23 protein-coding genes and 2 pseudogenes are annotated in these 26,296 nt (G+C 43.3%); 5 read left to right on the top strand and 20 right to left on the bottom strand.

The window, feature by feature from the left end; all coding sequences use genetic code 11:
* Positions 1 to 456: 456 nt before the first annotated feature.
* The gene (locus JOE49_RS18165; RefSeq protein WP_209942272.1) at positions 457 to 1,491 is read left to right on the top strand and encodes a LacI family DNA-binding transcriptional regulator; all 1,035 of its coding nucleotides are present in this window, start codon (positions 457 to 459) and stop codon (positions 1,489 to 1,491) included.
* A gap of 22 nt (positions 1,492 to 1,513) precedes the next feature.
* Complete coding sequence (locus JOE49_RS18160; protein WP_209942270.1) at positions 1,514 to 2,488, top strand: carbohydrate kinase family protein; 975 nt, start codon at positions 1,514 to 1,516, stop codon at positions 2,486 to 2,488.
* Between the two features lie 266 nt (positions 2,489 to 2,754).
* Here JOE49_RS18160 and JOE49_RS18155 read toward each other — a convergent pair whose 3' ends face one another.
* The 7 genes from JOE49_RS18155 to JOE49_RS18125 all read right to left on the bottom strand — a co-directional run bounded on the left by JOE49_RS18155 (position 2,755) and on the right by JOE49_RS18125 (position 12,951).
* Positions 2,755 to 6,369 (bottom strand): GH32 C-terminal domain-containing protein, encoded by a 3,615-nt coding sequence (locus JOE49_RS18155; protein WP_209942268.1) that lies wholly within the window; start codon positions 6,367 to 6,369, stop codon positions 2,755 to 2,757.
* 163 nt (positions 6,370 to 6,532) lie between these two features.
* Positions 6,533 to 7,357 (bottom strand): PTS mannose transporter subunit IID, encoded by an 825-nt coding sequence (manZ, locus tag JOE49_RS18150; RefSeq protein ID WP_209942266.1) that lies wholly within the window; start codon positions 7,355 to 7,357, stop codon positions 6,533 to 6,535.
* Between the two features lie 28 nt (positions 7,358 to 7,385).
* Entirely contained in the window at positions 7,386 to 8,156 is a 771-nt protein-coding gene (locus JOE49_RS18145) for a PTS mannose/fructose/sorbose transporter subunit IIC (protein WP_023988666.1), read from the bottom strand.
* 39 nt (positions 8,157 to 8,195) lie between these two features.
* Positions 8,196 to 8,678, bottom strand: coding sequence for a mannose/fructose/sorbose PTS transporter subunit IIB (locus JOE49_RS18140; protein WP_160790381.1), 483 nt, complete (start codon positions 8,676 to 8,678; stop codon positions 8,196 to 8,198).
* A 1-nt stretch (position 8,679) separates the two neighbouring features.
* Positions 8,680 to 9,099, bottom strand: a complete 420-nt coding sequence (locus JOE49_RS18135) for a PTS sugar transporter subunit IIA (protein ID WP_013309476.1) — start codon at positions 9,097 to 9,099, stop codon at positions 8,680 to 8,682.
* A gap of 200 nt (positions 9,100 to 9,299) precedes the next feature.
* On the bottom strand, positions 9,300 to 12,080 hold the full coding sequence (locus JOE49_RS18130) for a sigma-54-dependent transcriptional regulator (RefSeq protein WP_209942264.1): 2,781 nt from the start codon (positions 12,078 to 12,080) through the stop codon (positions 9,300 to 9,302).
* 49 nt (positions 12,081 to 12,129) lie between these two features.
* Positions 12,130 to 12,951 carry a Cof-type HAD-IIB family hydrolase gene (locus tag JOE49_RS18125; RefSeq protein ID WP_028541258.1) on the bottom strand — a complete coding sequence of 274 codons (822 nt, stop codon included), beginning with the start codon at positions 12,949 to 12,951 and terminating at the stop codon, positions 12,130 to 12,132.
* 273 nt (positions 12,952 to 13,224) lie between these two features.
* On the opposite strand from JOE49_RS18125, the gene rpoN reads away from it, so the two are divergent.
* A complete protein-coding gene (rpoN, locus tag JOE49_RS18120) occupies positions 13,225 to 14,607 on the top strand; it encodes an RNA polymerase factor sigma-54 (RefSeq protein WP_209942263.1) in 1,383 nt (460 codons plus the stop codon).
* A 210-nt stretch (positions 14,608 to 14,817) separates the two neighbouring features.
* On the opposite strand, the gene JOE49_RS26930 is transcribed toward rpoN, so the two are convergent.
* The 6 genes and pseudogenes from JOE49_RS26930 to JOE49_RS18100 form a co-directional block, all read right to left on the bottom strand.
* A complete protein-coding gene (locus JOE49_RS26930) occupies positions 14,818 to 14,955 on the bottom strand; it encodes a hypothetical protein (protein WP_237449163.1) in 138 nt (45 codons plus the stop codon).
* Between the two features lie 50 nt (positions 14,956 to 15,005).
* Positions 15,006 to 15,320 carry a LacI family DNA-binding transcriptional regulator gene (locus JOE49_RS26925; RefSeq protein ID WP_237449164.1) on the bottom strand — a complete coding sequence of 105 codons (315 nt, stop codon included), beginning with the start codon at positions 15,318 to 15,320 and terminating at the stop codon, positions 15,006 to 15,008.
* A gap of 749 nt (positions 15,321 to 16,069) precedes the next feature.
* A complete protein-coding gene (locus JOE49_RS18110) occupies positions 16,070 to 16,720 on the bottom strand; it encodes an FMN-dependent NADH-azoreductase (protein ID WP_305953850.1) in 651 nt (216 codons plus the stop codon).
* Positions 16,721 to 17,392: 672 nt separating this feature from the next.
* Positions 17,393 to 17,824 carry an RrF2 family transcriptional regulator gene (locus JOE49_RS18105; protein ID WP_160790872.1) on the bottom strand — a complete coding sequence of 144 codons (432 nt, stop codon included), beginning with the start codon at positions 17,822 to 17,824 and terminating at the stop codon, positions 17,393 to 17,395.
* A 91-nt stretch (positions 17,825 to 17,915) separates the two neighbouring features.
* Positions 17,916 to 18,184: pseudogene (locus JOE49_RS26400) on the bottom strand (manganese catalase family protein); the annotation flags it as partial.
* A 159-nt stretch (positions 18,185 to 18,343) separates the two neighbouring features.
* Complete coding sequence (locus JOE49_RS18100) at positions 18,344 to 18,928, bottom strand: TetR/AcrR family transcriptional regulator (RefSeq protein ID WP_028541261.1); 585 nt, start codon at positions 18,926 to 18,928, stop codon at positions 18,344 to 18,346.
* A 157-nt stretch (positions 18,929 to 19,085) separates the two neighbouring features.
* On the opposite strand from JOE49_RS18100, the gene JOE49_RS18095 reads away from it, so the two are divergent.
* Both JOE49_RS18095 and JOE49_RS18090 read left to right on the top strand, forming a co-directional pair.
* On the top strand, positions 19,086 to 19,385 hold the full coding sequence (locus tag JOE49_RS18095) for an NAD(P)-dependent oxidoreductase (RefSeq protein WP_049828391.1): 300 nt from the start codon (positions 19,086 to 19,088) through the stop codon (positions 19,383 to 19,385).
* Between the two features lie 524 nt (positions 19,386 to 19,909).
* Entirely contained in the window at positions 19,910 to 20,125 is a 216-nt protein-coding gene (locus tag JOE49_RS18090; RefSeq protein WP_209943731.1) for a hypothetical protein, read from the top strand.
* Here JOE49_RS18090 and JOE49_RS18085 read toward each other — a convergent pair.
* The 7 genes and pseudogenes from JOE49_RS18085 to JOE49_RS18055 form a co-directional block, all read right to left on the bottom strand.
* Positions 20,039 to 20,251 (bottom strand): zinc-binding dehydrogenase, encoded by a 213-nt coding sequence (locus JOE49_RS18085; RefSeq protein ID WP_069080918.1) that lies wholly within the window; start codon positions 20,249 to 20,251, stop codon positions 20,039 to 20,041. The two genes, JOE49_RS18090 and JOE49_RS18085, sit on opposite strands and share 87 nt — an antisense overlap.
* A 151-nt stretch (positions 20,252 to 20,402) precedes the next feature.
* Positions 20,403 to 21,268, bottom strand: a pseudogene (gene xerS, locus JOE49_RS18080) (tyrosine recombinase XerS); the annotation flags it as partial.
* A gap of 309 nt (positions 21,269 to 21,577) precedes the next feature.
* Positions 21,578 to 22,807, bottom strand: a complete 1,230-nt coding sequence (gene cntE, locus JOE49_RS18075) for a staphylopine family metallophore export MFS transporter CntE (RefSeq protein ID WP_023988654.1) — start codon at positions 22,805 to 22,807, stop codon at positions 21,578 to 21,580.
* Positions 22,804 to 23,667, bottom strand: coding sequence for an ATP-binding cassette domain-containing protein (locus JOE49_RS18070; RefSeq protein WP_209942261.1), 864 nt, complete (start codon positions 23,665 to 23,667; stop codon positions 22,804 to 22,806). Before JOE49_RS18070 ends, cntE begins: the two co-directional genes overlap by 4 nt.
* A 15-nt stretch (positions 23,668 to 23,682) precedes the next feature.
* The gene (locus JOE49_RS18065; RefSeq protein ID WP_209942260.1) at positions 23,683 to 24,498 is read right to left on the bottom strand and encodes an ABC transporter ATP-binding protein; all 816 of its coding nucleotides are present in this window, start codon (positions 24,496 to 24,498) and stop codon (positions 23,683 to 23,685) included.
* Positions 24,461 to 25,342, bottom strand: a complete 882-nt coding sequence (nikC, locus tag JOE49_RS18060) for a nickel transporter permease (protein ID WP_075154212.1) — start codon at positions 25,340 to 25,342, stop codon at positions 24,461 to 24,463. The genes JOE49_RS18065 and nikC overlap by 38 nt, the downstream gene beginning before the upstream one ends.
* A gap of 4 nt (positions 25,343 to 25,346) precedes the next feature.
* Positions 25,347 to 26,288, bottom strand: a complete 942-nt coding sequence (locus JOE49_RS18055; RefSeq protein ID WP_025722474.1) for an ABC transporter permease subunit — start codon at positions 26,286 to 26,288, stop codon at positions 25,347 to 25,349.
* Between the last annotated feature and the right edge of the window lie 8 nt (positions 26,289 to 26,296).

The following is a 26,296-nucleotide window of genomic DNA, read 5'->3' as shown; positions in this document are numbered from 1 at the left end:
TTTTTTGAACGATCGAATTCCCCAATGTTTTCCCTCCTACTGTTCACGGCTTGTTATACGACACAAAATATAAGCCATGTTATGTCACCTCTCTGACATAATTCACCAAGATGTTTTCAAATACTTGCTTGTAATATCCACACCTCCAACAGAACTAGAATTTTACACATCCCCAAAATGAATGGGTTTACAATTTACATTTGAACACTTTTTACTCTTACAATTTAGCAGATGTATATTTAATTAGTCAATATATTTCGGGTGAATAAATTCATTCAAAAAGCATATTTCAAGATAATTATAATGTTTTTAGCAAAAATACATCAAAAACACACGATATAAATAAACAAATGTAAATTTTTATTGTTCATTTGAATAAATTCATTGTTAAAAACATGAAAATACTATATATTTAGAAATATGGAGAATCTTAATTCGGAGAATAAGGTGAACAAAATGACGAGAAAGTCAAAGGTTACGATACAAGATATCGCTGATGCCTTGGGGATTTCTAGAAACACTGCATCCAAGGCGCTTAATGGAGTAGAGAATATTCCTGCCGTAACGAGGGACAAGGTGATCAAAAAGGCAGTGGAGCTTAAATACAAACAATTTTCTTATATGGAAACAGCCTCTGAAAAACAGGGCAATATCGCACTTTTGACCTGTAATCTTCCCAATAGTTCACACTTTGGATCGCTACTGATCAGCGGGCTGGAGAAGGAAATCAGCAACCAGGGCTATACATTATCCATTTACTTTGTCCGTGAGAACGATATCAATTCGATGACCCTGCCCGGCAATTTCGAACCTTCGAATGTGGCTGGCATCTTCTGCATCGAAATGTTCAGCAAGGAATACAGCAAGATGATCACAGATCTTTGCATCCCAACCATTTTTATTGATTGCGCTGCGGATATGATGTATCCAGAATTGAAGGCGGATCTGGTATTAATGGAAAATGAACACAGCACATACTGTGTTACCCGGAAATTAATTAATCATGGCTATGAAAGCTTCGGTTTTGTAGGCGATTACAATCACTGCAAAAGCTTCAATGAACGCTGGACCGGATTTAATAAGGCCTTAGCTGAAGCAGGAATCGCCGTAGATCCTGCTCATAGCATTGTAGCGCCTGACCGCAACTTCTTTATAGAGGAGAACTGGATGGAACAGCAGTTGGATGCCCTGAGGGAGTGTCCCTCCGTCTTTATTTGTGCCAATGATTTCATTGCCATCAGCGTGATCAAATCTTTGAAAAACAAAGGGATTAAAGTTCCGGAAGATGTTGCTGTCTGCGGGTTCGATGATGCTTCGGAATCCCGGGTTGTCGAGCCTCATCTTACAACCGTGCATATTTATAGTAGTCAGATGGGTATTATTTCAGCCGAAATGTTATTGTCCAGAATCAAAGACAATAACATGCCATACCGAGTGACTCATGTTGCAACGGATATCGTATACCGGGACTCGACCCCTGTTCTAAACTAAATCTACCAAGAGGTGAATCAAAGTGAAAAATGACAGAACGGTTCTTTGTGTGGGCGAGCTGCTCATTGATTTTTTCTGCACGGATATTGATGTTAATCTTGCCAAGGGTCAGCATTTCTCCAAGCAGGCCGGCGGCGCTCCCGCAAATGTAAGCGCAGCCGTAGCCAAGCTCGGAGGAAAAGCGTCATTCTTGGGGAAAGTCGGGGCTGATCCCTTTGGCATGTACCTGAAGCAAACTCTGGATGAGCAGCATGTGGATACGTGCATGCTCCTTTTTGATCCGGCAACGCCGACTACACTGGCCTTTGTTTCCCTTGCCTCTAACGGCGAACGGGATTTCGTGTTCAACCGCGGAGCTGACCGTCAACTGTCTCTGCAGGACATTGATAGAGAATGGACCCGGCAGGCAGCCATTCTGCATTTTGGCTCGGCAACGGCCTTGCTCGCCGATCCTTTCCGAGAAGCGTATTTGTCTTTATTGGATGGAGCGAAGGCCAACGGGCAATTCACCTCCTTTGATCCCAATTACCGGGGGGACCTCTGGAAAGACAGGCAGGAGGAATTTATCACACTGTCCAGAAGAGGAATACACAATGCGGATTTGGTAAAAGTAAGCGAAGAGGAATTAAACATCATTACAGGGCTGGCTGACCGCGATGCTTCATTGGATCTTTTGCATGGGTTGGGAGCCAAGACGGTGGCAGTTACCTTAGGGAAAGAAGGAACCCTCATCTCAAGTGGTGCCTCCCGTTCGTTAGTCGGCAGCATTGCTGTCAAATCGATCGACTCTACTGGTGCCGGAGATGCCTTCGTCGGAGCAATGCTGTATCAAATCAGCCAGTTGAGTCAGCCTAAGGCATTTACCTCTAACGCGAAGCAGCAGCAGGAATTTGTGACACTTGCCAATCAAGTTGGCGCCATCGTGTGCACTAAAGTTGGAGCGATTGCAGCCTTGCCGTCGTTGGAAGAAGTTAATCGTTTCGTAGCGCAAGGTTGAATCAAGGAACGTAAGAACTGCAAAGGTGTCCGACGATCTCTAAGGTCGCTGGACATCTTTTTATGTAGAGATCCGTCGTTCATTGGAAAGATGCTGCTGATCAGGGCACCTTCCAATGAATGACGAAAAGCTTGGTCGATGAAAATGAAAACTTTTATATCGCAAATGAAAGAAAAAATTATTCGCGAAGTACCAAAAATTGTGCAACCAAGCCTATACAAATAGAGTGGTTGCATTAAGTCAATTTACACTTAGCCTGATTTTAATCATTCATCTTTATGTTTTAGTTTCACTTTAACTTCATTAAAAAAAGCCGTTGTATCCCATACATTGAGACCAAAGTTTCCTTCTTTATAAGTTTGATCTTTTGTGTCTATAACTAATTTATTGTTCAAATAAACCTTAGTGATGTCGCCTTGCGCTTCTACTTTGAGATGATAATCTGTATTTGGCTGTAAATCCAGTTTTCCATCATTGTTATATGTCGCAATTTCATATCCGGTTCCATCAACAAATTTAATTAATTTTACAATATTATTTTTTATATCAACATTTGCTGCATACGAATTCTTTGCAGTTAAGTCAGAACGAAAAACCAATGAACCTGCTCCAATGGAGTTATCTATCAAATCTTTTTCAGAATTACCGGGGTGGGAATCTGTAACTGGCACGTTTATATTGGCTTCATATACAAAATTCCTGCCGGTCACTTTTGATACTATGAAAGCATCTCCCTTACTCTGTCCCTGTTTTCCATGAATGGTGTCCGCCCACTTCCCGTTAACGATGGTCCAACCTGATAAGTTTGATTTAAAAGAAGAGTTCTTTTCTTTCCATACACTCTTTAGAGGATATAGGTCCAAAGATTTCAGCTTCACATTTCCGCCCTTACTATAAATTTTTAATCCTTTGCTTGCAGAATCCGCGAATATCTGATCGGTAATCACGGTCGTACCATCATTACCGAACACCTCTACAGCTGATCTATCAACAATTACCTGCAATTTAACCGTGCCGTTTTTTGCCTGTAATGGTCCCTCATGCTTGCCAACTACACTACTTCCGTAATCGAAATCTCCTGAATGAGTCCGGTCTACAAATAATTGTTCGTTGTAGACATCGTAACCGACAGTAGTATATTGCTCACTTCCTTCACGGATCTTGAAGCCAAATTCTGTTGCCTTAGTATCCGATACATCAAACAAAGCGATCAGTTCAAATGTATCTTCTGATAAATTAGAAAGAAGATGGCTGTTACCCGATATCATTTTATTGGTATACGATATACGATCCCCTCTGTCACGAATGCTTTTTAGCGAAATAGGGGTTTGTTTTAAACGTAGACCCTTTGTGGTTTGAGTGAGCTCCATCTTCCGCGGCAGTGTTGTTGAACTTCTCCACGTTGAGGTGGGTGTATCGTTGGCATACTTCCAATTACTCATCCAGCCGAGCCAATATTTCTCACCATTCTTCCCTTCTACTCCACTCCAATCCACAGCAGCATAAAAATCAGCGCCATAGTCAGTCCATAACACTTTATCGGAAGTATTTTCATTTTTAAACGTTTTACCGTCAAAGCTGCCTACAAAATACTGCATGCCCGATCCGCCTGCCGGAGCACCATCATTTATACTTACCTGTAGGACCCACTTTCTTTTTGAAGGATCGCCATCAACCGGCAATTCGACTAACGTAGGACATTCCCATACTCCTCCGATGCTGCCGTTTGTGGAAGGAATCCACTGTCCAGAAACAGCGGACCAATCTGTGAGGAGACCGCTTTGTTTCATATCTGTTTTCTCCGGCTCTTTTGCAACCTGGTCAACTTTATCCGATATGGTCCCTTCATTATAAACATTAACATCATCAACATTTATATGACCGTAACCATCTTTGGCATGGTCTACTACCTTGATATATAATACTTCACCAATATATTTGGACGCGTCCCATACGTATTTTGAATATTTTTCTTCATTAAATTTTATATTGGCCTGGCGGATCAATTCTTGATCGTCGGCTGCTCTGACCAATGATACATAGGTATTGTCGCCATCATCGCCTGCTCCTAGTAACAGATTGATTTCTCCGGATCCGCTTAATTTAAAATAGGAGGAATGCAGTTCACCCGTTGCTTCATCTCCCTCGTGAAGCTTGGAATATCCCCACAAGTGATAATTCCCCTCATGTCCGAAGGGTCCACCCCAATAAGTCGCTTCACTGGATACATGATCATCCGAAAAAGTATCACCCTGGGTCACCGTCCATCCGGTTAAATCGCCTGTTTCAAAATCATGATTGATGATTTTTTTCTCATCGGTCATGATATTTCTACCCAGTTGAACATCCTGAAATATCGCAGAAGAGTGCAAAAGATGTAATCCAAAATGGCCGGACAGGAAGGTTGCATCATCGATATCATGAATGAGATTTCCGTCCAGATACATCTTTATATTTGTTCCAAATGTGCTCACTTTTAAATCATGACTTTGATAAGTATCCAGCGTTACTGTGGTTTCAGCCAGAACCGTTTTATTCCCGTCTTCCAGTTTCACAATTTTCACTTTATCGTTTAAAGCATCGATACTCGCCATATATCCATTTTTCGCATCAGCATCCGTCCGGAAAACAAGTGATCCTGTTTCATCTCCTCCCTCTGACAAATCTATAATCGCATTATATATAAAGTTGTCCCCAGTCTTACCACTTATGATAAAAGCATCATCTGCAGATGTACCGTTTTTCCCCTCCATGGTATCTTCCCACCGACCGGTTACAGCTGTCCAATTAGATAGATTGGTTGCAAAGTTAGAGGTGTTCTTGAAATTCACATTTCGGAAGGAAGCTGTTGAATTCCAGGCGGTCAGACCGTAATAACCATAATCAAATTCAGTATCCGTTTCTTTAATTACAGACTGATTATCTACAAACACCTGAATGTCATGACCATATACGTCTACCTGCACGTTGTAAGTTGATGAGGTTCCCAGGGTTAAAGACTTGCTTGCAATTTCTGTATTCGATCCATCGACATTCTTATTTAAAGTAACGACATCATTTTTGGCATCCAGGCTGACGACATAACCGTTTTTCGCATTCTTGTCAGCACGAAAAACCAGACCTCCTGAGCCTTCCCTGCCATTCTTTTTATTAAGGGTAATATCTCCCTCATAGGTGAATGAACCGCCTTCCTGTGAAGACATAGCGTACGAAGTGGTATCCACACTGTTGGCCTGTATTCCATTATCTTCACCAAATTCGCTTGCATAGGTCCACTGTTTTAAATTGGGGGAAGTATACAACATTACTTTATTCGCTGCGGCCAAAGACATCACCCATTGTCTGGAGTCTTCATGCCAGAATACTTTAGGGTCTCGCCAATCCGATATCGGGGGATCCGGCATTACCGGATTTCCTTCATACTTGGTCCAGGTTCTGCCTCTATCTAAGCTGTACGCAATACTTTGAACCTGGCCGTTATCCCCGGAATGAGTGAAGATCGCAACCATCGCTTCTTTTCCGAACCCTGCTGTATTGTTCCAATCGATCACAGCACTTCCCGAGAAAATCTGACCGTTTTCATCTGGATACAACGCAATCGGTAAATGTTTCCAATGAATAAGGTCTTTGCTCACCGCATGCCCCCAATGCATCGGTCCCCATTTCGTCCCATAAGGATGATACTGGTAAAAAAGATGATATTCACCCTTATAATAAACCATTCCATTCGGGTCGTTCATCCAGTTAGCCTCAGGCGAAAAATGAATCTGATTACGGTAAGGTTCATCGTAATAACCAAGATCCGCTGCAAAGGCGGGAGTTAATGGTAAACTAAATACCATAAAGCAAATAAGCAGCATACTTAACTTCCTCTTCACCATCTTTCACATCCTCTTTTAATATTTTGAACACCTAGTGTTATTCTTAACGTCACAAATAAAGCGTTTACATTTATCTCTATAACTCAATTTCTTATGTTTACGCTGCTTTGGTCACAAAAATCCGACGAGGTCCGGCCAAGGATAACTCCCTGACCGGCACGTTTTAAGCCAAAACACCAAATGCGTACCCAATAATGCCTACCGCGAATAAAGCAAAAATCAGAGCGATTGCGTTCACTTTCTTTTTCAGTAGCCTCATACATAAAAATGTCAATAATAGTGGTAAAAGTCCGGGCATCAATTGATCCAAAATCATCTGAACGGTCGTAATAACCTCTTTTCCATCCGTTCCCACATATCTTGATACCACCAGCGGCACATTCAGGGTGGTCCATTTGGAAACAAGTGCGCCCATAACGAAAAGCCCCAGTATGGAGGCTGACTCCGTGAGTTTTTGCAACCGGTTTCCAGACATATCGGAGACAATCTCCGTACCTTTGTGATAACCGTATTTCAGACCGTACCATTTCGTTGCCAAGCGTGCAGTGTTAAAGAGAAGGAAGAAAAGAATCGGTCCGACAAGGCTGCCGGATAAGGCGATTGAGGCTCCGAGTGCAGCCAGAACCGGGCGTAAAGTCCCCCAGTAAATGGGGTCACCCACTCCCGCAAGGGGTCCCATTAAACCGACTTTGACTCCACTTATGGTGGCATTGTCAATCGGCTGGCCGCTTGCTTTCTGCTCTTCCATCGCAGCCGTTACACCCATAATAGGCGCCGAGATAAACGGTTGAGTGTTGAAAAATTCCAGATGTCTTTTCAATGCCTCTTTTTGATCTTCTTTCTTGCTGTACAGCCGCTTAATCGCAGGGATCAAGGTGACACAGAAACCGATCGACTGCATTCGCTCAAAATTGAACGAGCCTAACAGGAAGCATGAACGGACAAACATCTTATTTAAATCACTTTTAGTCAGCTTCTTTTCTTTCATAGTGCTCTCCTCTCCCTTCAGGTAGTTACTATAACTCTTCAATTTCTTCCATCTTCTCATTACGCTGGTTGTATTTTGGGCTCAGCTGGATGTAAAGCAGAGCCAGAACCGCGCCAATGACCCCAAAACCAACCAGATTAATGCTGGTAAAAGCTGCAATGACAAAGCCCAGAAAGAAGAATGGCATCAGGTATTTGGCTGCCATCATATTAATGACCATCGCATACCCTACGACTACGATAAAGCCGCCCGCAATTTGTAGTCCTCTGGTGATAACCTCCGGAATTGCGTTAAGCATAGCAGTCACCAGGCCCGTTTCTGCGGCAACTGCCACCAAAACAGCGGGCAAAGCAACGCGCAGACCTTGCAAAAGTAAGGCAATAAAGTGACATAGCTCAATTCCTTTGAAATTTGCAGATTCCGCATACTTATCAGCTAAATGCTGGAAGAAGACAGTAATCGTCCTGACAAAAATGGTAAGCACTTGTCCGGCGGCTGCAATTGGAATCGCAACGGCAATTCCGGCGCCGATCGATTGATGGCCGACGATGACCAAAATGGTTGAAACCACGCTGGCTAGAGCAGCGTCTGGTGCCATGGATGCTCCTACATTCATCCATCCCAAAGCCATTAATTCCAGAGTACCGCCAAGTATAATGCCAGTTTTGAGATCGCCAAGGACAAGGCCAATCAACGTACACGCAATCAGAGGACGATGGGTTTGCCCTTCATCTAGAACGCTACCCATGCCACATATGGCCGCTACCAGTGTTACCATTACAATTTGAAAAACAGTCATTTCTATAACTCCTCTCTAGTTGCCGCCTGGTATTTACGATCACATATCCTGCAGTTTGGTAATCAAGTTGATTTTCGGATCACTGGCTACTTTTCTGATTTCCAGCTCAATGCCTTTTTCATGCAGCTTTCGAAATGCATCTACATCCTGTTGGTTTACGGATACCGCCCCGGTAATCTGCGTCTTTCCTTCCTTAAAACACATTCCTCCAACATTCACCGAGCGGATGGGTACTCCCCCTTCCACAACCCGCAGTACATCCGTAGGGTTGGTAAAGAGAAACAATGTTTTAAAATCACTGTATTTGGGGTTATTATAAGCCTCTATCGCTTTGTTAATCGTTACGACATACGCCTTAATTCCAGGCGGCGACACCTGAAGCAATAAGGTTTTGCGTAATGTATCCGCTGCGACTTCATCGCTAACGGCGATAATCTTATTGCACTTCGCTTCTTTCACCCAAACGGTCGCCACCTGACCGTGAATCAGACGGTCATCAATACGAACTAATGCAATTTCCATTCTATAATTCCTCCTCTAATTGACTGTTTCGAATGGCACGAAAAGACATCATGGAATCGTGCCCTGCATGGATCGCTAAATTTACCAAATTCTCCACTTGTTCAATTCCTCTGTTTGCAAGAAGGTCAACGATCATTGGCAGGTTTACTCCTGTCACAATATCCATTTTTTCATGGTTAACTGCAATTCGGCTGGCAGCATTATAAGGACTGCCGCCGAATAGATCAACAAGGAAGATAACACCGTCCGTCCAATCCAGCGATGCCAACGCAGCCTTATATTTCTCTACAAGTCCGCTGACACTTTCACCTGGTTCAAACGTAACACCTGCCACATTATCCAATTGGCCGAAAACCATTTCTGTTGACCTCAGTATTTCTTCAGAAAATTTCCCGTGTGTCCCAACAATTACACCGATCATCTGTCTCACCCCCTTTGTTTCTCTCCACATATCTATGATGCAAGTTCTGTGCCAAACTTCTGTATAGATCAGAGGAAATTTTGTAAACAACAAAAAAACCCCCGTTGCGTCGGAGGTTTTTTTCCAGTCTGAACAGATCATTATTTATCAATCTCCACTGCTTTCATACACATATGAAAGCGTTTTATACTCTTTGGCCATTACTGTGGAATAAAGTTATATACTTCGCTCAACATTTCGCAAATATAATATTTTTCGTCTTCAGAAAGTATAAGATTCATACCAGAAACAAATATGCTGCATGAACGGTTTACCACCTCGAATATGTGCTGGTCGAGCTGTTTCACTTCCCCCTGATAAACAAGTCCATCGCGAATAACCATACGTTCCAGCGCATAAGCTGTGTGAGTAGAAATTTGGACTTTTGTTGCATAATCAAATTTGACTTCTAATCCAAGTTCCAGCTCTTGCACAAATCTCATCACCATTCCCAGAATTTTGTGGGGATTCAAATAAGTCATAAATTCTTTCAGACTTTCCTCGCATAACTCCCTGACGACTACACTTTGATCCACAGCAGGGATCTGCTTGTTATTCAGCAGTAGCTCTCTCAATGTCTGCTCACCGCTCGCTTCAATCAGCTTTTCCAAGGGAATAAACGGGATTTCCGGCTCGCTTGGCCGTTTTACTCCAATCACGGCAAGAATTGTTCGCTTAGACCGCATATCCTGGACCACTTTATCCAACTCTCTTACGTTTGCCGGGACAACCAGTATCTCCTCATCCGTCAAATCGCAGACAACTTTCTCTACAAACTCTTTCAATTTGACCGCTGCACCTTTGCCGGAGGAGCAAACCGTCACAATTGCCTTATGAACTACTTTCACTGCGGCGCTGCTATTGTTATATCCCCTGAAATCCTTTAGCGATTGGTATATCTCCTCTATCCCCATGTCAAAAACACTGGCCTTTCGGACAGCCTCCAGCGTGAGCGGAGTTGAAACCATATCAATAGTCTTTACATTGATTCCAACACGTTCCATAATAGTTTCTTCAAGATTGAGCAAAGAGCCCATATCAACCAGCAGCAACACGCCTCTACCACGGTCAATGCTCTTTACTTTATCGATAATAAGCTCCAAAATTTCCCTAGGACTGACATCGAGGGGCATATCAACAGCACAAAGATTAGAACTGCCCAGCAAGCTGTCTACGACGCCGACGATGCTGCTCGCTGTACTGGTACCGTGTGCTGCCACTATAATTCCCACACTACCCTGTCGTTCTTCCTCAACAGATTTCAGAAGAATCGCCATATAAGTTATTTCGGCCTCCGGTACATGTACACCAAACTTAGACTCGATCAAACTTTTGATAGTCTGGGCCAGTCTGTACTCTTCATCATGTTCATTCATCGGTTCATAGATTCGTGCATCACCGTATTTTTTCTCTCTGGTGCGCTTGAAAAAGGCGCTTAAATGAAGACTGAAAGCATACACGAATCTCTCGCTGTAAATTCGGTTTAGTACCTTTTTGGCCATTTCCTTAATCTGCTCGGAGAATTCAAGGATGTCTTTGTCCACAATTTTCAGAATTCGTTCCCTGCTCCCCTTGGTTTTATAAAAACGGTTATAAAAGCTTTTAATATGGATATTGACATCCGTAGCAATAAATCTGTGGATGTAGGCGTCGTCTAGCCCTTCTTCCTTCAGCATGCCAATCTTGTCTTCAATTAGTTTGTAAAGGTTAAACGGCAGCTCGGAAACAACCTCTTCCTCCAAAGCTTTTCTTCCTTCAGGAGTAATGTATAGGCACGAGGAAATACATCCGATTTCCTTCATCTTATATTGCGTTTTATCAATATTAAACAAACCATCTCGGATATTTCCCGGCAGGTTTTTAAAATCAAGTCCTATTTCTTCTTTGTTTTCATGTATGCTGTTTAAAAAACCTTTAGCGCATACCAGTTGGATGTTCGACTTTAACTGGCCGATATTGCCGTAGGTGACGCTGCCGATCAGTGCTCTTACTACCTCTGGTTCAATCCTAATCGGCTTGTTTACCCTATTGACCTCGTTAGCAAACAAATGCTTCAAAATCAGCATTTGCTCCTCAATAGCACGTTCCTGAAGGGAAGGGATATTGATTGTGATGGGTATGCGCCTAATGAAGGTTTTTAGCATGGATGATCCGGGATCCTCCGTCGTAGCTCCAATCAATAACACACTCGCATCTCTTTTTCGATCCGTTTCGCCCAATTTGTTATAGGTGTGAGTATCCATGAAATAGAAAATCATTTCCTGGCCTTCCGGGGGTAAACGGTGAATCTCATCCAAAAACAGGATGCCTCCGTCAGCTTTCTCCACCAGCCCTGCTTTTTCATGATCAGCGCCTGTAAACGCCCCTTTAACGTGACCAAAGATGTGGGAAAGTAGCAAGTGGGGGTTATTGAAATAATCAGCGCAGTTAAAAACGATAAATGGCGCATGCTCTGAAAACCGCTTCATATACTTGCCATAATGGTACATCAACCTGGCAAACATAGTTTTTCCAACACCCGTCTGCCCGACTATCAGGGTATGCAGACCTCTAGGAGGATACAGAATCGCTGCCTTCCCCTGCTCAACCTGGTTACGCATGCTGCCCCTGAAACCGATCAAGGCATGGAAAGGATCGACCTGTTCGTCAGGCAGCAATACCTCTTTGATGCTTTTGACCTCAATTTGTTTCTCTTTCAGCCGAACCCGAAAGGTGTCCTCGATAATCTGCTTGTGCAGAAATCTGACCGGTCTTCCTTTGATTTTAAGGATTAGATCGTCACGCAGCAGATTATTCAACTCTTTGCTCACATTGTTTCTCAACATCTTTTGATCATCAGCAATTTCCGCAGCCGTAATCCCTTCCCCCGCAAATAAAGCCTCTTTGGAAATTTTCTTGGTGCTTTCGGCAATATACTCTAAAATCTTATCTATTCTTTTCACCTGTATTCCTCCAGCCTGAATCAGTCATTGGAAATTGATTTCAACCTGCTTATTTAGGGAACAGAATATGGTTTTTCAGCGCATGAGCTACTCCATCCTCGTCATTCGAGAGAGTAACGGTGTTGGCAACAGCTTTGACCTCAAGGGGAGCATTTTCCATGGCAATGCCAAGTCCCGCAAAGGCCAGCATGTCGATATCATTGTAGTTGTCACCAATAGCCAGACAATCGCTTTGTTTCAGTTGGTACTCTTTTAGCAGAATTTGAATGGCTGCGGTTTTGGAAGCCTTTTTTGACATGATTTCCAGATAAGTAGGCTTGGATAAGTAGAGATTTACTTCTTCGCCGTATACGGGTCGCAATACTTGAAGGACGCGTCTGATCTCTTCGGGATCACCCATGCACAAAATTTTACTGGTTCCATCAGTCTCTTCCCTCCAACCATTGGTAAGCTTAGAAAAACTATAAATGCGAGGCTCGATATTGGTGATGTCACGTTCTTGAAGCGCCCATGCATCCAATTGCTCAATATACCACTCATCATCCTTATACAGGCTTACGTGAAGATCATAGGCAGCCAGGCTGTCAAGCAAACGCTGTGTCATTTTCTTATCTATATAACGGGTGTTCAGCTTGTTCCCGTGTTTATCTATAACAAGTGCCCCACTGTAGCATATGAGAGGCTCCGAAATACCAAGATGCTTCTGCAATGGAATAATTGCTTTTGGCATTCGCGCAGAGACAAGAACCACTGGAATCTGCTTATCATTTATAACCTGGAGAATGGTTTCTTTGGTTGCTTTCGTGATTTGATGCGCCGAGTTAAGCAGCGTCCCGTCAATATCAATGCAGACAATTTTATAAGTTTCCATAAATGATTCCTCCAGCTCCAGTGTATTTTGTTATTCAATGAATGAGTATACAAGAAAGATAGTGTATATAACCAAAAATACAACACACATAATAACTGTTACTTATTACGACAAGCTTTGGCTTGTTTTGAATCGTTTCTATCAGATAAAATTACTCGGGAACGTTAACATCTAGGCAGGAGAATTGCATAGGCTTAGAGAAGTAGATCTTTCATAAATGACTGACTGTGAATTTGTGCCGGAAATGTATGGAAAAGGAGTTTGAATAAGTCAATGATACGATATGGATTACAACAGGAACAAGGATTCAAGCTGGTTATGACGCCCGAACTGCGACAAGCAATCACGATCTTGCAATATTCTTCGGCTGATTTAATATCCTTTCTGCATGAACAGGCGAACAATAATCCAGTCATTGATTTGCCGGAGTTTAATATGTCCATTGGCGGTATCAAAGAAGAAGCAGAGCAGTTTTCACAGAAAGATCAAGGAGAGCTGATTGAACATTATCGTGGCGGAGAAAAATATCCATCGGTCCAGCGAGCAACCCCCGTTACATTTCTGGACTTTGTCCCCAACCCGAATGATACCCTGTTTGAACACCTGAACAGGCAGCTTGGACTGGTATGTGGGCTTACAAATTCACAGCGTATGGTGGCACGGTACCTCATTGGCAATTTGAACGAAATGGGATATTTAGAACTTGATGTTCCAACAGTCGCCTCACTAGTGGACGTTCCCATAGCCGAAATTGAGGATATGCTCTTGGTGATACAGAGTTTTGATCCACCGGGGATCGCCTCTTACAGCTTGGAAGAGTGTCTTCTTCTCCAGCTCCAGCTTGCTGGCATGGATGATGAATGCATAGTCAGAATGGTAAGCAACCATCTGGCTGATCTGGCAAACAATCGGATACAAAAAATTGCGGATGCTCTTGTAATCGGTAGGCGAGAGGTTATACAGATGGCCGATCGAATTCGCAAGCTAAATCCATGCCCGGGCGCAGCATTTGCTCATAAAGAGCAGCAATACATCATAGCAGATATCACGGTCGAAAAAGCCAACGGCGAATATCTTGTCCTGATTAATGACATTAGTGCGCCGCGGGTTGAGATCAACCCTTTTTACCAGCAAATGATGCGGGATCTACCGAATAGTGAAACCAAACTTTTTATCCATGAGAAGATGAATACGGCAAAATGGCTGATCAATAGCCTGAAGCAACGTCGGCTGACCCTTCTACGGGTTGCCAAGGCCATTGTGGAAAAGCAGCAGGATTTTTTTGAGCATGGCGTGTCTTTCCTCAAACCAATCACCCAAAAGGAGATTGCCGAAAAGACGGGCTTACACGAATCCACGGTCAGCAGGGCGGTCAGTAATAAATTTATACAGACGCCTCGCGGATTGTTCGAACTCAAATTCTTCTTTACTTCCTCCTTGACGTCAGCGGACGGAGATGCTGCTTCATCGGAGAGTGCAAAAAAGCGTATCAAAAATTTGATAGATGATGAGGACAAGCAAAAACCATTATCGGATCAGGCTATTACTACCCTGCTGGGAAAGGAAGGTTTGCATTTATCACGCAGAACCGTGGCGAAATATCGAGAAGAACTAAGGTATCTTTCTTCTGCCAAAAGAAAAAAGTTTGAAGTTTGAATGGTTAAAGATAGTGGCGATGCAGCAAGACAGGCAACGTCTCAGGAAAGCTTGATCCGACTCGCTAGTTCTTGAATTCACCATTACACCCCCTTTCTTGAACTAGGATGTTTTCACTTTTGAAACGTTTCCAATTTGCTGTAAGAAAAACGTCAGTTAGTAGATCCACACTATGAATCGAAAGAATGAGGCTAATATTTTTCAATAAAATCATGTGGTTTCGCCTTGCTTGAAGACAACGGGGAGACGATACACTTGCTGATCTAAAGTTATACCATCGATCTTTTGATACAGTAGTCTGATTGTCAAACGTGCCATCTCCTCCACTGGCTGCCTGATTGTAGACAATATCGGATGAAAATAAGGATGATCCTGAATCCCGTCGTAGCCGATAACCTTTACATCCTCTCGGGCTTGCCGCCGCTATTACATAACATGAGCTTAAAACCTTCCCGATCCAACTCATCCTCAATGTAATAAGCCAGTTCAGAAAAAAAAGGATGCCAGATACTTGGAAGCAGCAAGGCTACCATCTTGGATTTCCTCATCTTGAAATTTCGAGCGACTTCATTAGGAAAATAATTCAGTTCTTGTATAGCTTTCTCCACTTTCCTGCGTGTTTCTGGTTTTACAGAGCCCGAGTTGTTAATAACGCGGGACACCGTTCCCACAGCTACGCCAGCTATGTTAGCTACATCTTTAATACTTGGCATCTCCCTCCCCCTATCTCTCTTTATGAATATTATAATAACACTAAGATGGAAGCGTTTCAATTATGTTTGAAACGCTTTTTTTGCTGACTGTTTTCATGCTTCCTAAAGAATGTCGCCGCTTTAATGAAGCTCTATTGTCAGTTGTATGCGGATCTAAAAAAACAAGGCTTGTGATGAAAATTATCATTAGAGAGAACGGTTAAAATCTGTATCAATTTTTGTTCCGGAAATATGCCTACGCTTGCTCAAGCGTTCTCTCCAGTACATCCGTCAGAAAAATGATTTGCTCTCGAGCTTGCCCTTTTCATGACTACAAATGCCCACGGCCTTTATAAAAGCTTTTTATCTTCCCTGCCGAGCTGAAGCGCCAGTGTGGATTCCATTAGATATACGTCCTTGTCCTCTACATCTGTTCATATTCATCTCTATCCTTCTTGTTTTAGTGGTTAATCCTAAATTTCCCCCGAAAGACACGAATAGCGTTATTAAAAGTTACGTGCCCACCGTTTCTTTAGTCCCATTTGCCAATTTATCGAAGAGATCACGTTAAATTTGTAAAGGCAGCCGATAATCGGCTGCCTTTACGTTTAAATAGTGTTTGCAAAATTATATTTCTTATCTTCTAGAATAGGCTTGCAGATTCGCGTATATAGGCCTTACTAGAGCACATTTCTCAAGTGCTTGCCGTATCAACATTTGCCCAATAGAGCCGCTGGTGCCAAACAGGTAAAGCCTTCCTGGAAAGTGTCTTAGAACGTTGATGCTACTTTGGCCACTTCTTGAAGTCCTTCTTTTACAATCACTTCTGCACGATCCTTGTACTGATTATGTCCTTCAATAATAACATCGGTAGTTTGAATTCCGAAAAGGCCAAGATTCATCTTCACTGGTTTAACCGCTGATTCGAAGGATGCCATCGGCTCTATCGAGTACATTCCTCCACGTGCGCTTAGCAATGCGATTTTTTTATCACCGGCAAGACCAACAGGACCTTCAGCAGTAAATTTAAATGTTTTGCCAACCTGGGAGATATGAGCGATGTAGTTGACCAACGGTGCAGGTGCCATGGTGTTCCAGAGTGGAAAGGCAATGACTACTTTATCTGCGGCAAGGAATTGATCCAGATAACGATTGGACGTTGTTGTGGCTTCCAACTCTTCTGCCGTAAGTTCATAACCTTGACTTAATTTATAGATGCCTGTGATCACAGTATTCCCATAAGTAGGAAGGTTCTCTACGAACAAATCAAGTTCAGTAATTACATCAGACGAATGGGTATCTTTATAAGTCTTGAGAAAAGTCTCATACATCTGAACACTTACTGCTTGATCTGCTGGACGATCATTCGCTTTAATAAAAAGTACATTGGACATAGTAATTTCTCCCTTATAGTAAGATATTTATCTCAGTCCATTTCATATTGTGCCTTTTTTAAGCACATTTAAGACTTTTAAATGCAACTTCGATGAGCACATTATAATTCATTTATTCCTTAATCTCAAGTTCTATTTCTGTACGAATGTTAGGTTACAAAATATGCTTTATAACGTTGTAGTACAGGAGTGACACCTGATTGTTTGGTCAGTAGAAGCAATGGCGTTTTGAGGGGGAGCCCTTTCACAGTATTCGTAACCATATATATCTATCATCTGAATACATCTATAGATGACTAACCGTGATCGATGAGAAGGTATACTTTTAAACATTTTTCTTACAACTAGGGTTTTAAATAACTTACTTTCGTCTATTGATTGAACTTACCATCAAAATTTATATGACTATCTAAAAGATATTGGGAACGGGTCTATTCTGGTAGTATCCTTTAATACTTTAACCGGTATTACCATACCAGTGCTGTTCTCTATATACAATAGTTGCAAGTATGCGCAATTGTGGGGATGAGCGATCAGTGTACTGTTATAACAAAATCCAGCAAGAAAATAAAAAGTCGCCAATATGGCGACATCTTTAACTCTTAACCACTAAGGCAGCATCATTGGTTAAAGCTTTTGAGATGCATCTTTGAAACAGCACATTACAAATTTATGCCTGTTTTTTTATTTTTTTACTAATTAAAGTAAATCTATACGCTTAGCGACATCATCGATTGTAAACTGACTCAAATATTTTATAGTGTGCTGTTCAGTTTCATACAGAATTTTTTCCAATTCAAGATCAAGCTGTTTAGCGGCATCTCCACAATCGATATCAAAATCAGATTCTGATATATCCGTATTTACTGCATAATAAATATCACCTAAAGTAATTAGGCTGGGAGCTTTTCGTAAAATGTAGCCCCCCTCACGTCCACCTTTTGACTCCACGATACCTGCAACGGTTAAAGACTGCATGACTCTTCTCATGAATGTAGCATGTGATTTAACTTGACTCGCAATCATTGCACTAGATAAAACGCTGTTACTTTTTGCTAGCCATACGACAGAATGAACGGCTATTTTAAAACGGGGAGGACCAATGTGGATTCCGCGATTTGCTGTACTCATATGAACACACCTTTTCTCTGTTTAGTTATTATTGGTTATTTAAACTGAATTGGAACTGATAATAAGCTTTAAATATTCTCAATTCGTTCTGCTAAAGAATATATACCTTTTTCTTTCCCGTATATTCAATAATAATCTGCACCGACTCCTTAAACCGCAGCGCATGCACAATCTCCCGCTCCCGCAGAAACTTGAGGCTGTCTTACAGATCCACATCATCCGTCTTGTCAATCAGCCACTGGTATGTAGCTTGGGCCTTTTCTTCGGCGGCTATTTACTCATACAAATCTGCCAGTGGATCACCTCTAGCCGCGTGTAGGTCGTGATGAACGGAACCCCTGTTGCACTGTTGTAGAACAAGACTACTAGACTGCCGCTGCTTTATTAACTAACGTACCCAGTTAGCATAATGACCTGTTTGTTGACTATATGTCCCTAGATTAAGTTCCCCTTTAATAAAGACTGTTCGGCATAAGAAGATCTCTCTTAGAGAGAGCGTTACTTTGTCTGATTGAACAACTAACGTACACCTTCCTCAATAAAAAATTTCAGCCCTTGAGAAAGATAAGGTATCACCAATTGGATATATTCTTCAGCTGGCCTTGTATCGTTATATTGCCAGTTAACGGCCGCCCCGTAAATGCTCCAGCTTAACATTACAGATGCAATTCGAACGGATTCCTCACGGACTCCTGCATTCTGATTCATCATCATCTCGAAAAATACTTGCTCAAGTTCTTTCTTAATTATCGCTTCTATTACAGAAGTAAATGATTCGAAGCTTTTTCGACATTGGGAAGCCAGCGAAGATTGAAATTGAGTAACCGACATAAATACACTGGCAAGCGTCGTTTCATTGAGCTGGTCATGTATTGAAATTTCTCTCATTACGTTCGTCATTAGATGTTCTTCCAGTGTTTTCTCGAGCAGATCGTATTTATCCATAAAATGATAGTAAAAGGTGGCACGGTTGATCGTTGCTTCAGATGTAATGTCTTTAATGCTGATATTCTTAAAATCCTTTTTCGTTGAGAGGAGAAGAAATGCATCCATAATTAATCTGCGTGTACGTACAAAACGTGGATCGAGCCTGTTTTCCGTCATCTCATCTCACCTCCACTTTTTAGACATTTCACTGCATATGTCGTATATCCGATAAAAACGTAATTTTATCGGTTGAACAGTAGCTACCAGTACTTACAATATAACTATACAACAAGTGTTGTAGAAATAATAGATGTATGAAAGACGAGGCTACGTTATGATAATTACAATTTTTGGCGCCAACGGCGCTATAGGAAAGTTGGTCGTAAAAGAAGCTTTAACACACGGCGACCAGGTAGTGGCTTATGTAAGAAGAGCGGATGCTCTGCCTGAAAATCACCCGAATTTACAAGTGGTTGTCGGTAGCCTGGATGACCACCGCAAAATGAAAGATGCGTTTACAAATTCAGACGCCGTGATCAGCGCGCTTGGACCGGCGCAGGATAAATCCAGAAAAGTGAAGGATTTGTCGATCCCCGGGCTCATGAAACCATCATTCAAACCATGCAGGCTTTAAATAAAAAACGTTTTGTCACACTGGGGACGCCTACCGTGAAAGCAAAAGAAGACCGTTCACAAATCAAACATAGAATGGACTGTCGTACGCATTATCAATCCGAATATCAAACAAGACGGCAAGAGCTATGGAATTTCGTTCGGTGATACGAAGTCAGGCATGAATGTATCTCGGGAAAACGTTGCGAAATGCTTGTACGATTTTGTTTGTAAATCTGCCTATATACAAAAAAATGCCGATTGTTTTTAATAAATAAGGAGAAAAAATGACAATTACAATATGGATTATACAAGGATTATTGGCAGCCATGTTTCTGTAGAATTAACAGACGCGGGATTCTGGAAAAGCGGCTTTGCCGCAGCCGGCGCACTCCTTTTGGGTATTACAGTATCATGACTCATATTCGGGTAAAAGACGGCCTTAGAAACGACGACGATTATTATTCTCTGTATCCTGCCTTTCGTACCGCTGTTCCTGCTCTATTAATTAACTAAAAGAAAGGCTGCCCAAAATGTCAAATATGGGTGGAAAACATTTATTCGCTGGGCGAATTGATTGCGGAACAGCACAAGCGAAGGATCGAAGCGGCTGAGCGGGTTACAGCTATTTTGCAAATGGCCAAAATGCCGGATGAAGCGGGACTCGATTATTATTTAGAAGGTCACAACAACTTTGCCTTGGGAGTGACCCGTCGACACTTTAATCAACGCTTTGTTAATGTCCCCAAACGTATAAGTTGAATCTATAGAGGGCTTGATATTTTCTTTTTCAACAAGTTTAGTGATTTCTTGTAATTGACTTCCATTGGATTGCACAAATAAAAAGCGATATTCATTTTGATTCTTACGTGCTAAAGAATTGTACATTGACAACAAGTTTATCCCCTATTTCACTCAATGACAGCTGGTACTAAGTCGCTATAGAGAAGCTTTGTGTCATTCCCCCTTGAACAGGGTAAACTTTGTGTCATTCTCCTCGAAAGGGACAAAGTTTGTGTGATTACATGACGAAGCTTTATTACTTATCCATATTATTAACTGCTTTCCTCATTTCTTCATCAGTTAAATGAGTATAAATCATAGTCGTTTGTATTGAGGAATGTCCTAATTGGTTTTTCAATCTAGGCACATCATTGTTTTCTAAATGATAACGCGTTGCAAATGAATGCCTCAGAGAGTGCACGGTTAAAGCTGGCTTTCCAAAAGCTGTAGCGTATTTTTCGATCAGTTTCTCTATAGATCGCTGAGTTAAGCGTCGGCTTTTTCCTTTACGACCTATAGAGCAGCAATAAACAAAAAGCTTTCAGTTTTCTCTGGTTTATATTTTGATTCTCTGATCTGCAGATAATTTTCTAAATCCAGTAAAGCTTGCTTGCTGAAATACACATATTGTTCTTTTTTACCTTTACGGATAACACTTACTAAAGCTTTATTCATATCCAGATCTTCAAGGTTAATGCCTGCAACCTCAGAGAGCCTAAGACCGGATCCTAAAATGAGGGAAACAATGGCTGTATCTCGTTCACGATTAAATTGATGGAAATTGAAAATATGTTTATTCTCTTTATTAATCTTTCCGTAATCATGGGCTACAAATAACCTAAACGACTCAAAATCGTCTTCTCTAAGAATTTTCCCATCAATACGATTGGCAATCGTCTCTTGGCTTTCTTTAACTACATTTAAATCCATTTTGGCCATAACATTGCGCTGGATATATGGCTCTAGGTCACTTATTTCAGCTTTATTCTGTAAGTAATCAAATAAGGATTTTAGTGAGGACAATTTACGGTTAATGGTTAGCTTAGTATTGTCGAGTTGATACTCCAAAAAAGATAAAAAATTCTCCACTTCACGAATGGTTAGTTTCTCTAAAGTAGCTAAATTCTACCCTGGAACGATTCGAGATTTCGCTTGAATATTTGCTCTCTGGTATAACAGGCATTATTCATTACTGGGTTCAAAAACAGGACCGTTTATCCATAGAAAAAATATCGAGCGTTCTTAGCGATATTCACTTCAAGAACGTTCAAGACTTATTTGCCGACGAACAAAACAGGGCTTAAATCGTCCAAGAACGATTTAAGCCCTACCCCATATCTAACTTACACCGATGACTGGCAGCTTGCCATCTCTCAACGATGCCAATGCTAAACTCGATTCTTGATCAGGTAAGTGTATGTTCTCTTAATCTTACGGCTGGGCCTTCATCCAGCGGCTACTCAAGGCAACAAACAAGGCAACGCAGAGAGAAACGCTGGCAGAAATCCAGAAGATGGCTCTGTAACCGGCGGAGTCTGCCACCAGGCCTAGAACGAGACTACCAATCACGGTTCCAAAATCGGACATGGAGATAAATAACCCCATCCATACTTTTCGACGTTCTTTTCCGAGTGTGATGCTCAGGTAAGCGGCAAGCACAGGATACACATTAGCTATGCCATAGCCGATCATCGCACCGCCCCCGTACAGCATCCATGCATTACCTGTTACTGGGGCAAAAGCTACAAGTGCCAGACCTATCGTGAGCGAAACCAACAGCATGCCGACATATACGGAATGCCAGTTCCCGTCCGAAGGCAGATTCTTACGGAAAGCAAATCTTGCTGTCACGATCACGCCCGATTGAATAGCAAAAAACACCCCCGCATTGCCGATTCCGGTCTGTATCACATACAAGGCAAGAAACGCCGTTACCGCGCCAAACCCAATCGTTGCGCTCATCATCACGAGGCTGCTTAGCATGAAGTGACGGTTCCAGAGCGTGGATCGTGCGCTTCTATCTATTTCATGCTTGGTTGTCGTTTGCTCCGCGGGACGCTTTGCCGCTTTGATGTGCTGCGTGGCTCTTCCTGTTCCATAGCCCGAGATGAGCGTCAATGCGCCCAAAACCAAAAGTCCTGCGTAAAATCCGTTCAGTCCAGCTTTTTCCCAGGCGATCCATCCCAGTGCAGGCATCATAACCGAGGGTAGCAAACCAAACAACAAGTATAGAGATAATCCCTGAGCACGGTCACGCTCGGGCAACAGGTCCATAACAGCCATTTGCACGGTCAACGAAAAGAATGCGGCGACAGCGCCTTGCAAACCCCGGACAATAATGTAAGAAACGTTGCCTTGCCATACAAACAATAGTAAAACTAACAGATGTCCCGCCAGAATAAAACGTAGAATGCGGGCAATCCCGAATCGTTCAACGACGATTCCCGCCCATGGTCGCAGCAGCATGCTAACTAGCAAATACATCCCCACGATCATACCGATCTTGTCGTTTCCATAGCCAATGCTTTGCGTATAGAGAGGCAATATCATCTGAACGAAGGCGTTAGCACTATAAAACAAAAAAGTGAGGGTATATAGGCGTAGCAACACGGGGGAAAATGCCCCGTTGCGAGCGTATGGCAAATCTTTGCTTCGATTCATGCCCAGGCGCCTTTACGCTGCCCTGCGTCAACATAGAAAGGCCTATCCTTCCGAATTGTACCCAACTCCGGATGTCCGGATAATGAGGCGTCTAACAACAGCTTAACTGCTGGTTCCCTGGATACCTTCATCTCGGCTATCGTCGAGAAGCTACCGCATAAGCTACCCTGATCTAATACAGTCCATCGGTCACATAGTGCAAAAGCAGCCTTCAGGTTGTGCGTGATGAATACGTAGGACATATCCCGTTGTTTCTTTAAATCGCGTAAAACATCGATAATATGTACCTGGTTGGCAATATCCAAGCTGCTGACAGCTTCATCGAGCACGATAAAGCTGGGTCTGGAGATCATGGCGCGTGCAATGTTAATGCGCTGTAGTTGTCCACCGCTGAATTGTCTTGGCAGCTTGTTCATGGCACTTGCAGGTAGTCCGACGATGTCCAAAGCTTCGCCGATGCGGTAATCCTTTTCCCCATTCGTTAGTCGCTCGAAATTGTCCAGGGGCTCCCCGATGATTTGTGCTGCCGTCATCTTGGGATTTACCGAAGAATAACAACCCTGAAATACGGCCTGTACATGCTTCCGTAACTGTTTCTTCGTTCGATTGTCACAAGCATACATATCCTTACCATCAATAAGTACTGAGCCCCGTTGAGGGCGCTGCAAGCCAAGCATGATTTTGCCGAGTGTACTCTTGCCTGCACCGCTCCCCCCCAACAAACCGATGCATTGTCCTGCCTCCAGCGTCATGGAGATATCCTTCACGACAGCTCCCTGCAACTTCTGTTTCGATTTCCACCAAGAGTTGTTCGCAGAATCATACGTGTGAGTGACGCCGGAAAGTTCTAGCAGTGCCATTATTCTTCCCTCCGTTCATTCATTCAACCGACTGCGTAGCAATTCTTGTGTATAGGAATGTTGTGGTCGATTGAATATGGATAATACGTCGTTATGTTCCACGATCCGTCCTTCATGCATCACGATGACCTCGTCTGCCATCTCTGCGATGACGTCAAGATCATGCGTAATAAGCAGGATGGCAACGTCCTGGTTTATCCGCAGTCTCTCTAGTTCCTCCAATACATGGTATTGATTAATGGTATCGAGGGCTGTGGTGGGCTCGTCCGCAATGACGATGGAGGGTGACAGACACATCGTTAGCGCAATCAACACGCGTTGCAGCATGCCTCCGCTAAGCTGGAACGGATATCGTTTGAGAAGTTCCGGCGGATCAGGCAGCCTTACACTTTCAAGTGCCTGCACAGCCAGTGTCAACGCATCCTTTTTACTACACCGGGCATGTGTGCGGATCGTTTCGACAAACTGGCTTCCGATGGTATGAACAGAAACCAGTGCATTCATTGGATCTTGAACAATATATCCAATATCATTTCCGCGAATGGTGCGTAACTGCTCTTCAGTCATGCCGTTCAGTTCATCACCTCTCAGTCTGATGCTGCCGTTTATGCGGATGGCAGGATCGAGTAGCTGAAGAATCGATCGGCAGGTTAGCGTTTTGCCGCTGCCACTCTGTCCTGCAAGACCTACGACGCGTCCAGGCTGCAACGAAAACGAAACATCATGCAGCAATCGTTGAGAAGCGCCGTCTTCGATCACATCGGCACAGACATTATGAAGTGCAAGCAATGGTTCAGGAGTTGCCGATCTGACGTGATGTTCTTCGAACATTGCGGGTGCTCCTCTCCTTCACTTTCTTTACGCCGAGCAGTTGGGAGAGCGACTCCCCCAGTACATTGAACGCGGTGACTACAAGTAAAATACACAATCCCGGATATAGCATTAGGGAAGGGTGTTCGCGCAAATAGCCGCGTCCTTCATTAATCATCGCTCCCCATTCCGCGGTAGGCGGCTGAATGCCGAGTCCCAGGAAGGAAAGAGCTGAAATATCCATGATGGCCCACCCCATCTCTAGCGTACCGATCACCACAATTTGCGGGAAAATATGCGGGAAAACGTGTCTTCTCAGGATCGCTAACCGGCTGGAACCGCAAATGAGGGCAGCCAGCAAATACGGCTCGGAACGCAGATGCAACACCAGACCCCGGGTCATACGTGCATAGTACACCCACTGTACCAGCAGCAGTGCTATAATGACCTGATATATCCCTGGTCCAAGCATACCAACGATGCCAAGCACAAGGACGAGGTTCGGAAATGCAAGCATGCCGTCGCAAATCCGCATTAATAGCTGATCCAGCCAACCGCCTACGTAACCGGATAACATGCCAATCGATACACCAACCAGCACAGATATGGAAAAGACACCCAACACCAGTCCAAACGTAATTCGGACACCATAGATGAGTCTGGACAACACATCCCTGCCCAAATGGTCGGTACCCAGTAAATGCTCAGCCGAGGATGGAACGAGCTTGTCAGCCATTCGTATCTGATTCGGATCATGGGGAGCTATCCATGGAGCAAAGATAGCTGTTACTGCGCAAACACACAAAAAGAACAGGCACAAGCCTACGACCAGCCGCTTGCCAAAAAACAAACTTTTCAATTTCATATTCCTACCTGCTCCTTTCTTGCAAGGAAAGCCTCGGATCAGCAGCCATGTGCAGAAGATCGGTTAGGAGACTTGTACATAAGTAAAGACAGGCAGCAAAAAAAACATAGCCCTGAATGACTGGTAAATCGCGGTTGAAAATGGATTCCACGAAAAACCGCCCCAAACCGGGCCAGGAGAATACTCGTTCTACCACAATCGTTCCCGTGATAAGCCTACCCAGATTCATACCGAATCCGGTAATGATGGGGAGGATGGCCAGTCGAACCACATGTCTGAGCATGATGCTGCGCGGCTTTAGTCCTCGTGTATGCGCATAGTCCACGTAAGCCTGCTTCATCTGCTCCAGAATACTCTCGCGAAACAGTCGGGCATAGGTTGCCACAAGTGCCAAAGAGAGAGTCAATGATGGTAAAATCAAATGCTGCCATGTGCCTTTTCCTTCCACGGGAAGCAAGTCCCAGTGGAGGGCAAACAGATAGATCAGTAAGTAACCCAGCATGAATTGCGGTAAGGATGCGCCGATGTAGGAAAGAATGCGCACCGCATAATCTACCCACCGCCCGGCGTGCACGGCCGAGAGATACCCTAGTGTGACAACAGCTACGAAAGCGATCAACATACTGCTCCCCGTCAACTGCAACGTTGCGGGCAACCGTTGCCAGATCTCTCCCCAGACAGACTTGGAGGACAGGTACGACGTCCCGAGGTCTAGCTGTAGCATGCGAACAGCAGATTGCACGTACTGAGACATAAAGGGATCGTCCAGCCCCAGTTCTCCCCTCTTCTCCTGTAGCATTTGCTCGTTAGGCTTGATATGAGCTGCCGAGAAGTACGCCTCGGCCGGATCAACCGGAGAGAGCCTCATTAGCACAAAAGCTACGAAGGTGGCGAACAGCACGAGTGGAACCAGCGTCAGTGCTCTTCTAAAAATATAACCTGCCATGAGTGGCC

Source organism: Paenibacillus sp. PvR133, assembly GCF_017833155.1.
Lineage (GTDB): Bacteria > Bacillota > Bacilli > Paenibacillales > Paenibacillaceae > Paenibacillus > Paenibacillus polymyxa_B.
Note: the sequence above shows the minus strand (reverse complement) of the source record. Positions and strands in the feature narration are given on the sequence as shown.

Coding starts and splice junctions, on each gene's coding strand:
- JOE49_RS18095 (WP_049828391.1), top strand. CDS start 19,086: ATGATAATTACAATTTTTGGCGCCAACGGCGCTATAGGAAAGTTGGTC.
- JOE49_RS18140 (WP_160790381.1), bottom strand. CDS start 8,678: ATGGAAATTGCATTAGTTCGTATTGATGACCGTCTGATTCACGGTCAG.
- JOE49_RS18105 (WP_160790872.1), bottom strand. CDS start 17,824: ATGAGTACAGCAAATCGCGGAATCCACATTGGTCCTCCCCGTTTTAAA.
- cntE (WP_023988654.1), bottom strand. CDS start 22,807: ATGAATCGAAGCAAAGATTTGCCATACGCTCGCAACGGGGCATTTTCC.
- JOE49_RS18165 (WP_209942272.1), top strand. CDS start 457: ATGACGAGAAAGTCAAAGGTTACGATACAAGATATCGCTGATGCCTTG.
- nikC (WP_075154212.1), bottom strand. CDS start 25,342: ATGAAATTGAAAAGTTTGTTTTTTGGCAAGCGGCTGGTCGTAGGCTTG.
- JOE49_RS18085 (WP_069080918.1), bottom strand. CDS start 20,251: ATGTACAATTCTTTAGCACGTAAGAATCAAAATGAATATCGCTTTTTA.
- JOE49_RS18065 (WP_209942260.1), bottom strand. CDS start 24,498: ATGTTCGAAGAACATCACGTCAGATCGGCAACTCCTGAACCATTGCTT.
- JOE49_RS18125 (WP_028541258.1), bottom strand. CDS start 12,951: ATGGAAACTTATAAAATTGTCTGCATTGATATTGACGGGACGCTGCTT.
- JOE49_RS18055 (WP_025722474.1), bottom strand. CDS start 26,288: ATGGCAGGTTATATTTTTAGAAGAGCACTGACGCTGGTTCCACTCGTG.
- manZ (WP_209942266.1), bottom strand. CDS start 7,357: ATGAAAGAAAAGAAGCTGACTAAAAGTGATTTAAATAAGATGTTTGTC.
- JOE49_RS18145 (WP_023988666.1), bottom strand. CDS start 8,156: ATGACTGTTTTTCAAATTGTAATGGTAACACTGGTAGCGGCCATATGT.
- JOE49_RS18155 (WP_209942268.1), bottom strand. CDS start 6,369: ATGGTGAAGAGGAAGTTAAGTATGCTGCTTATTTGCTTTATGGTATTT.
- rpoN (WP_209942263.1), top strand. CDS start 13,225: ATGATACGATATGGATTACAACAGGAACAAGGATTCAAGCTGGTTATG.
- JOE49_RS26925 (WP_237449164.1), bottom strand. CDS start 15,320: ATGCCAAGTATTAAAGATGTAGCTAACATAGCTGGCGTAGCTGTGGGA.
- JOE49_RS18100 (WP_028541261.1), bottom strand. CDS start 18,928: ATGACGGAAAACAGGCTCGATCCACGTTTTGTACGTACACGCAGATTA.
- JOE49_RS18070 (WP_209942261.1), bottom strand. CDS start 23,667: ATGGCACTGCTAGAACTTTCCGGCGTCACTCACACGTATGATTCTGCG.
- JOE49_RS18135 (WP_013309476.1), bottom strand. CDS start 9,099: ATGATCGGTGTAATTGTTGGGACACACGGGAAATTTTCTGAAGAAATA.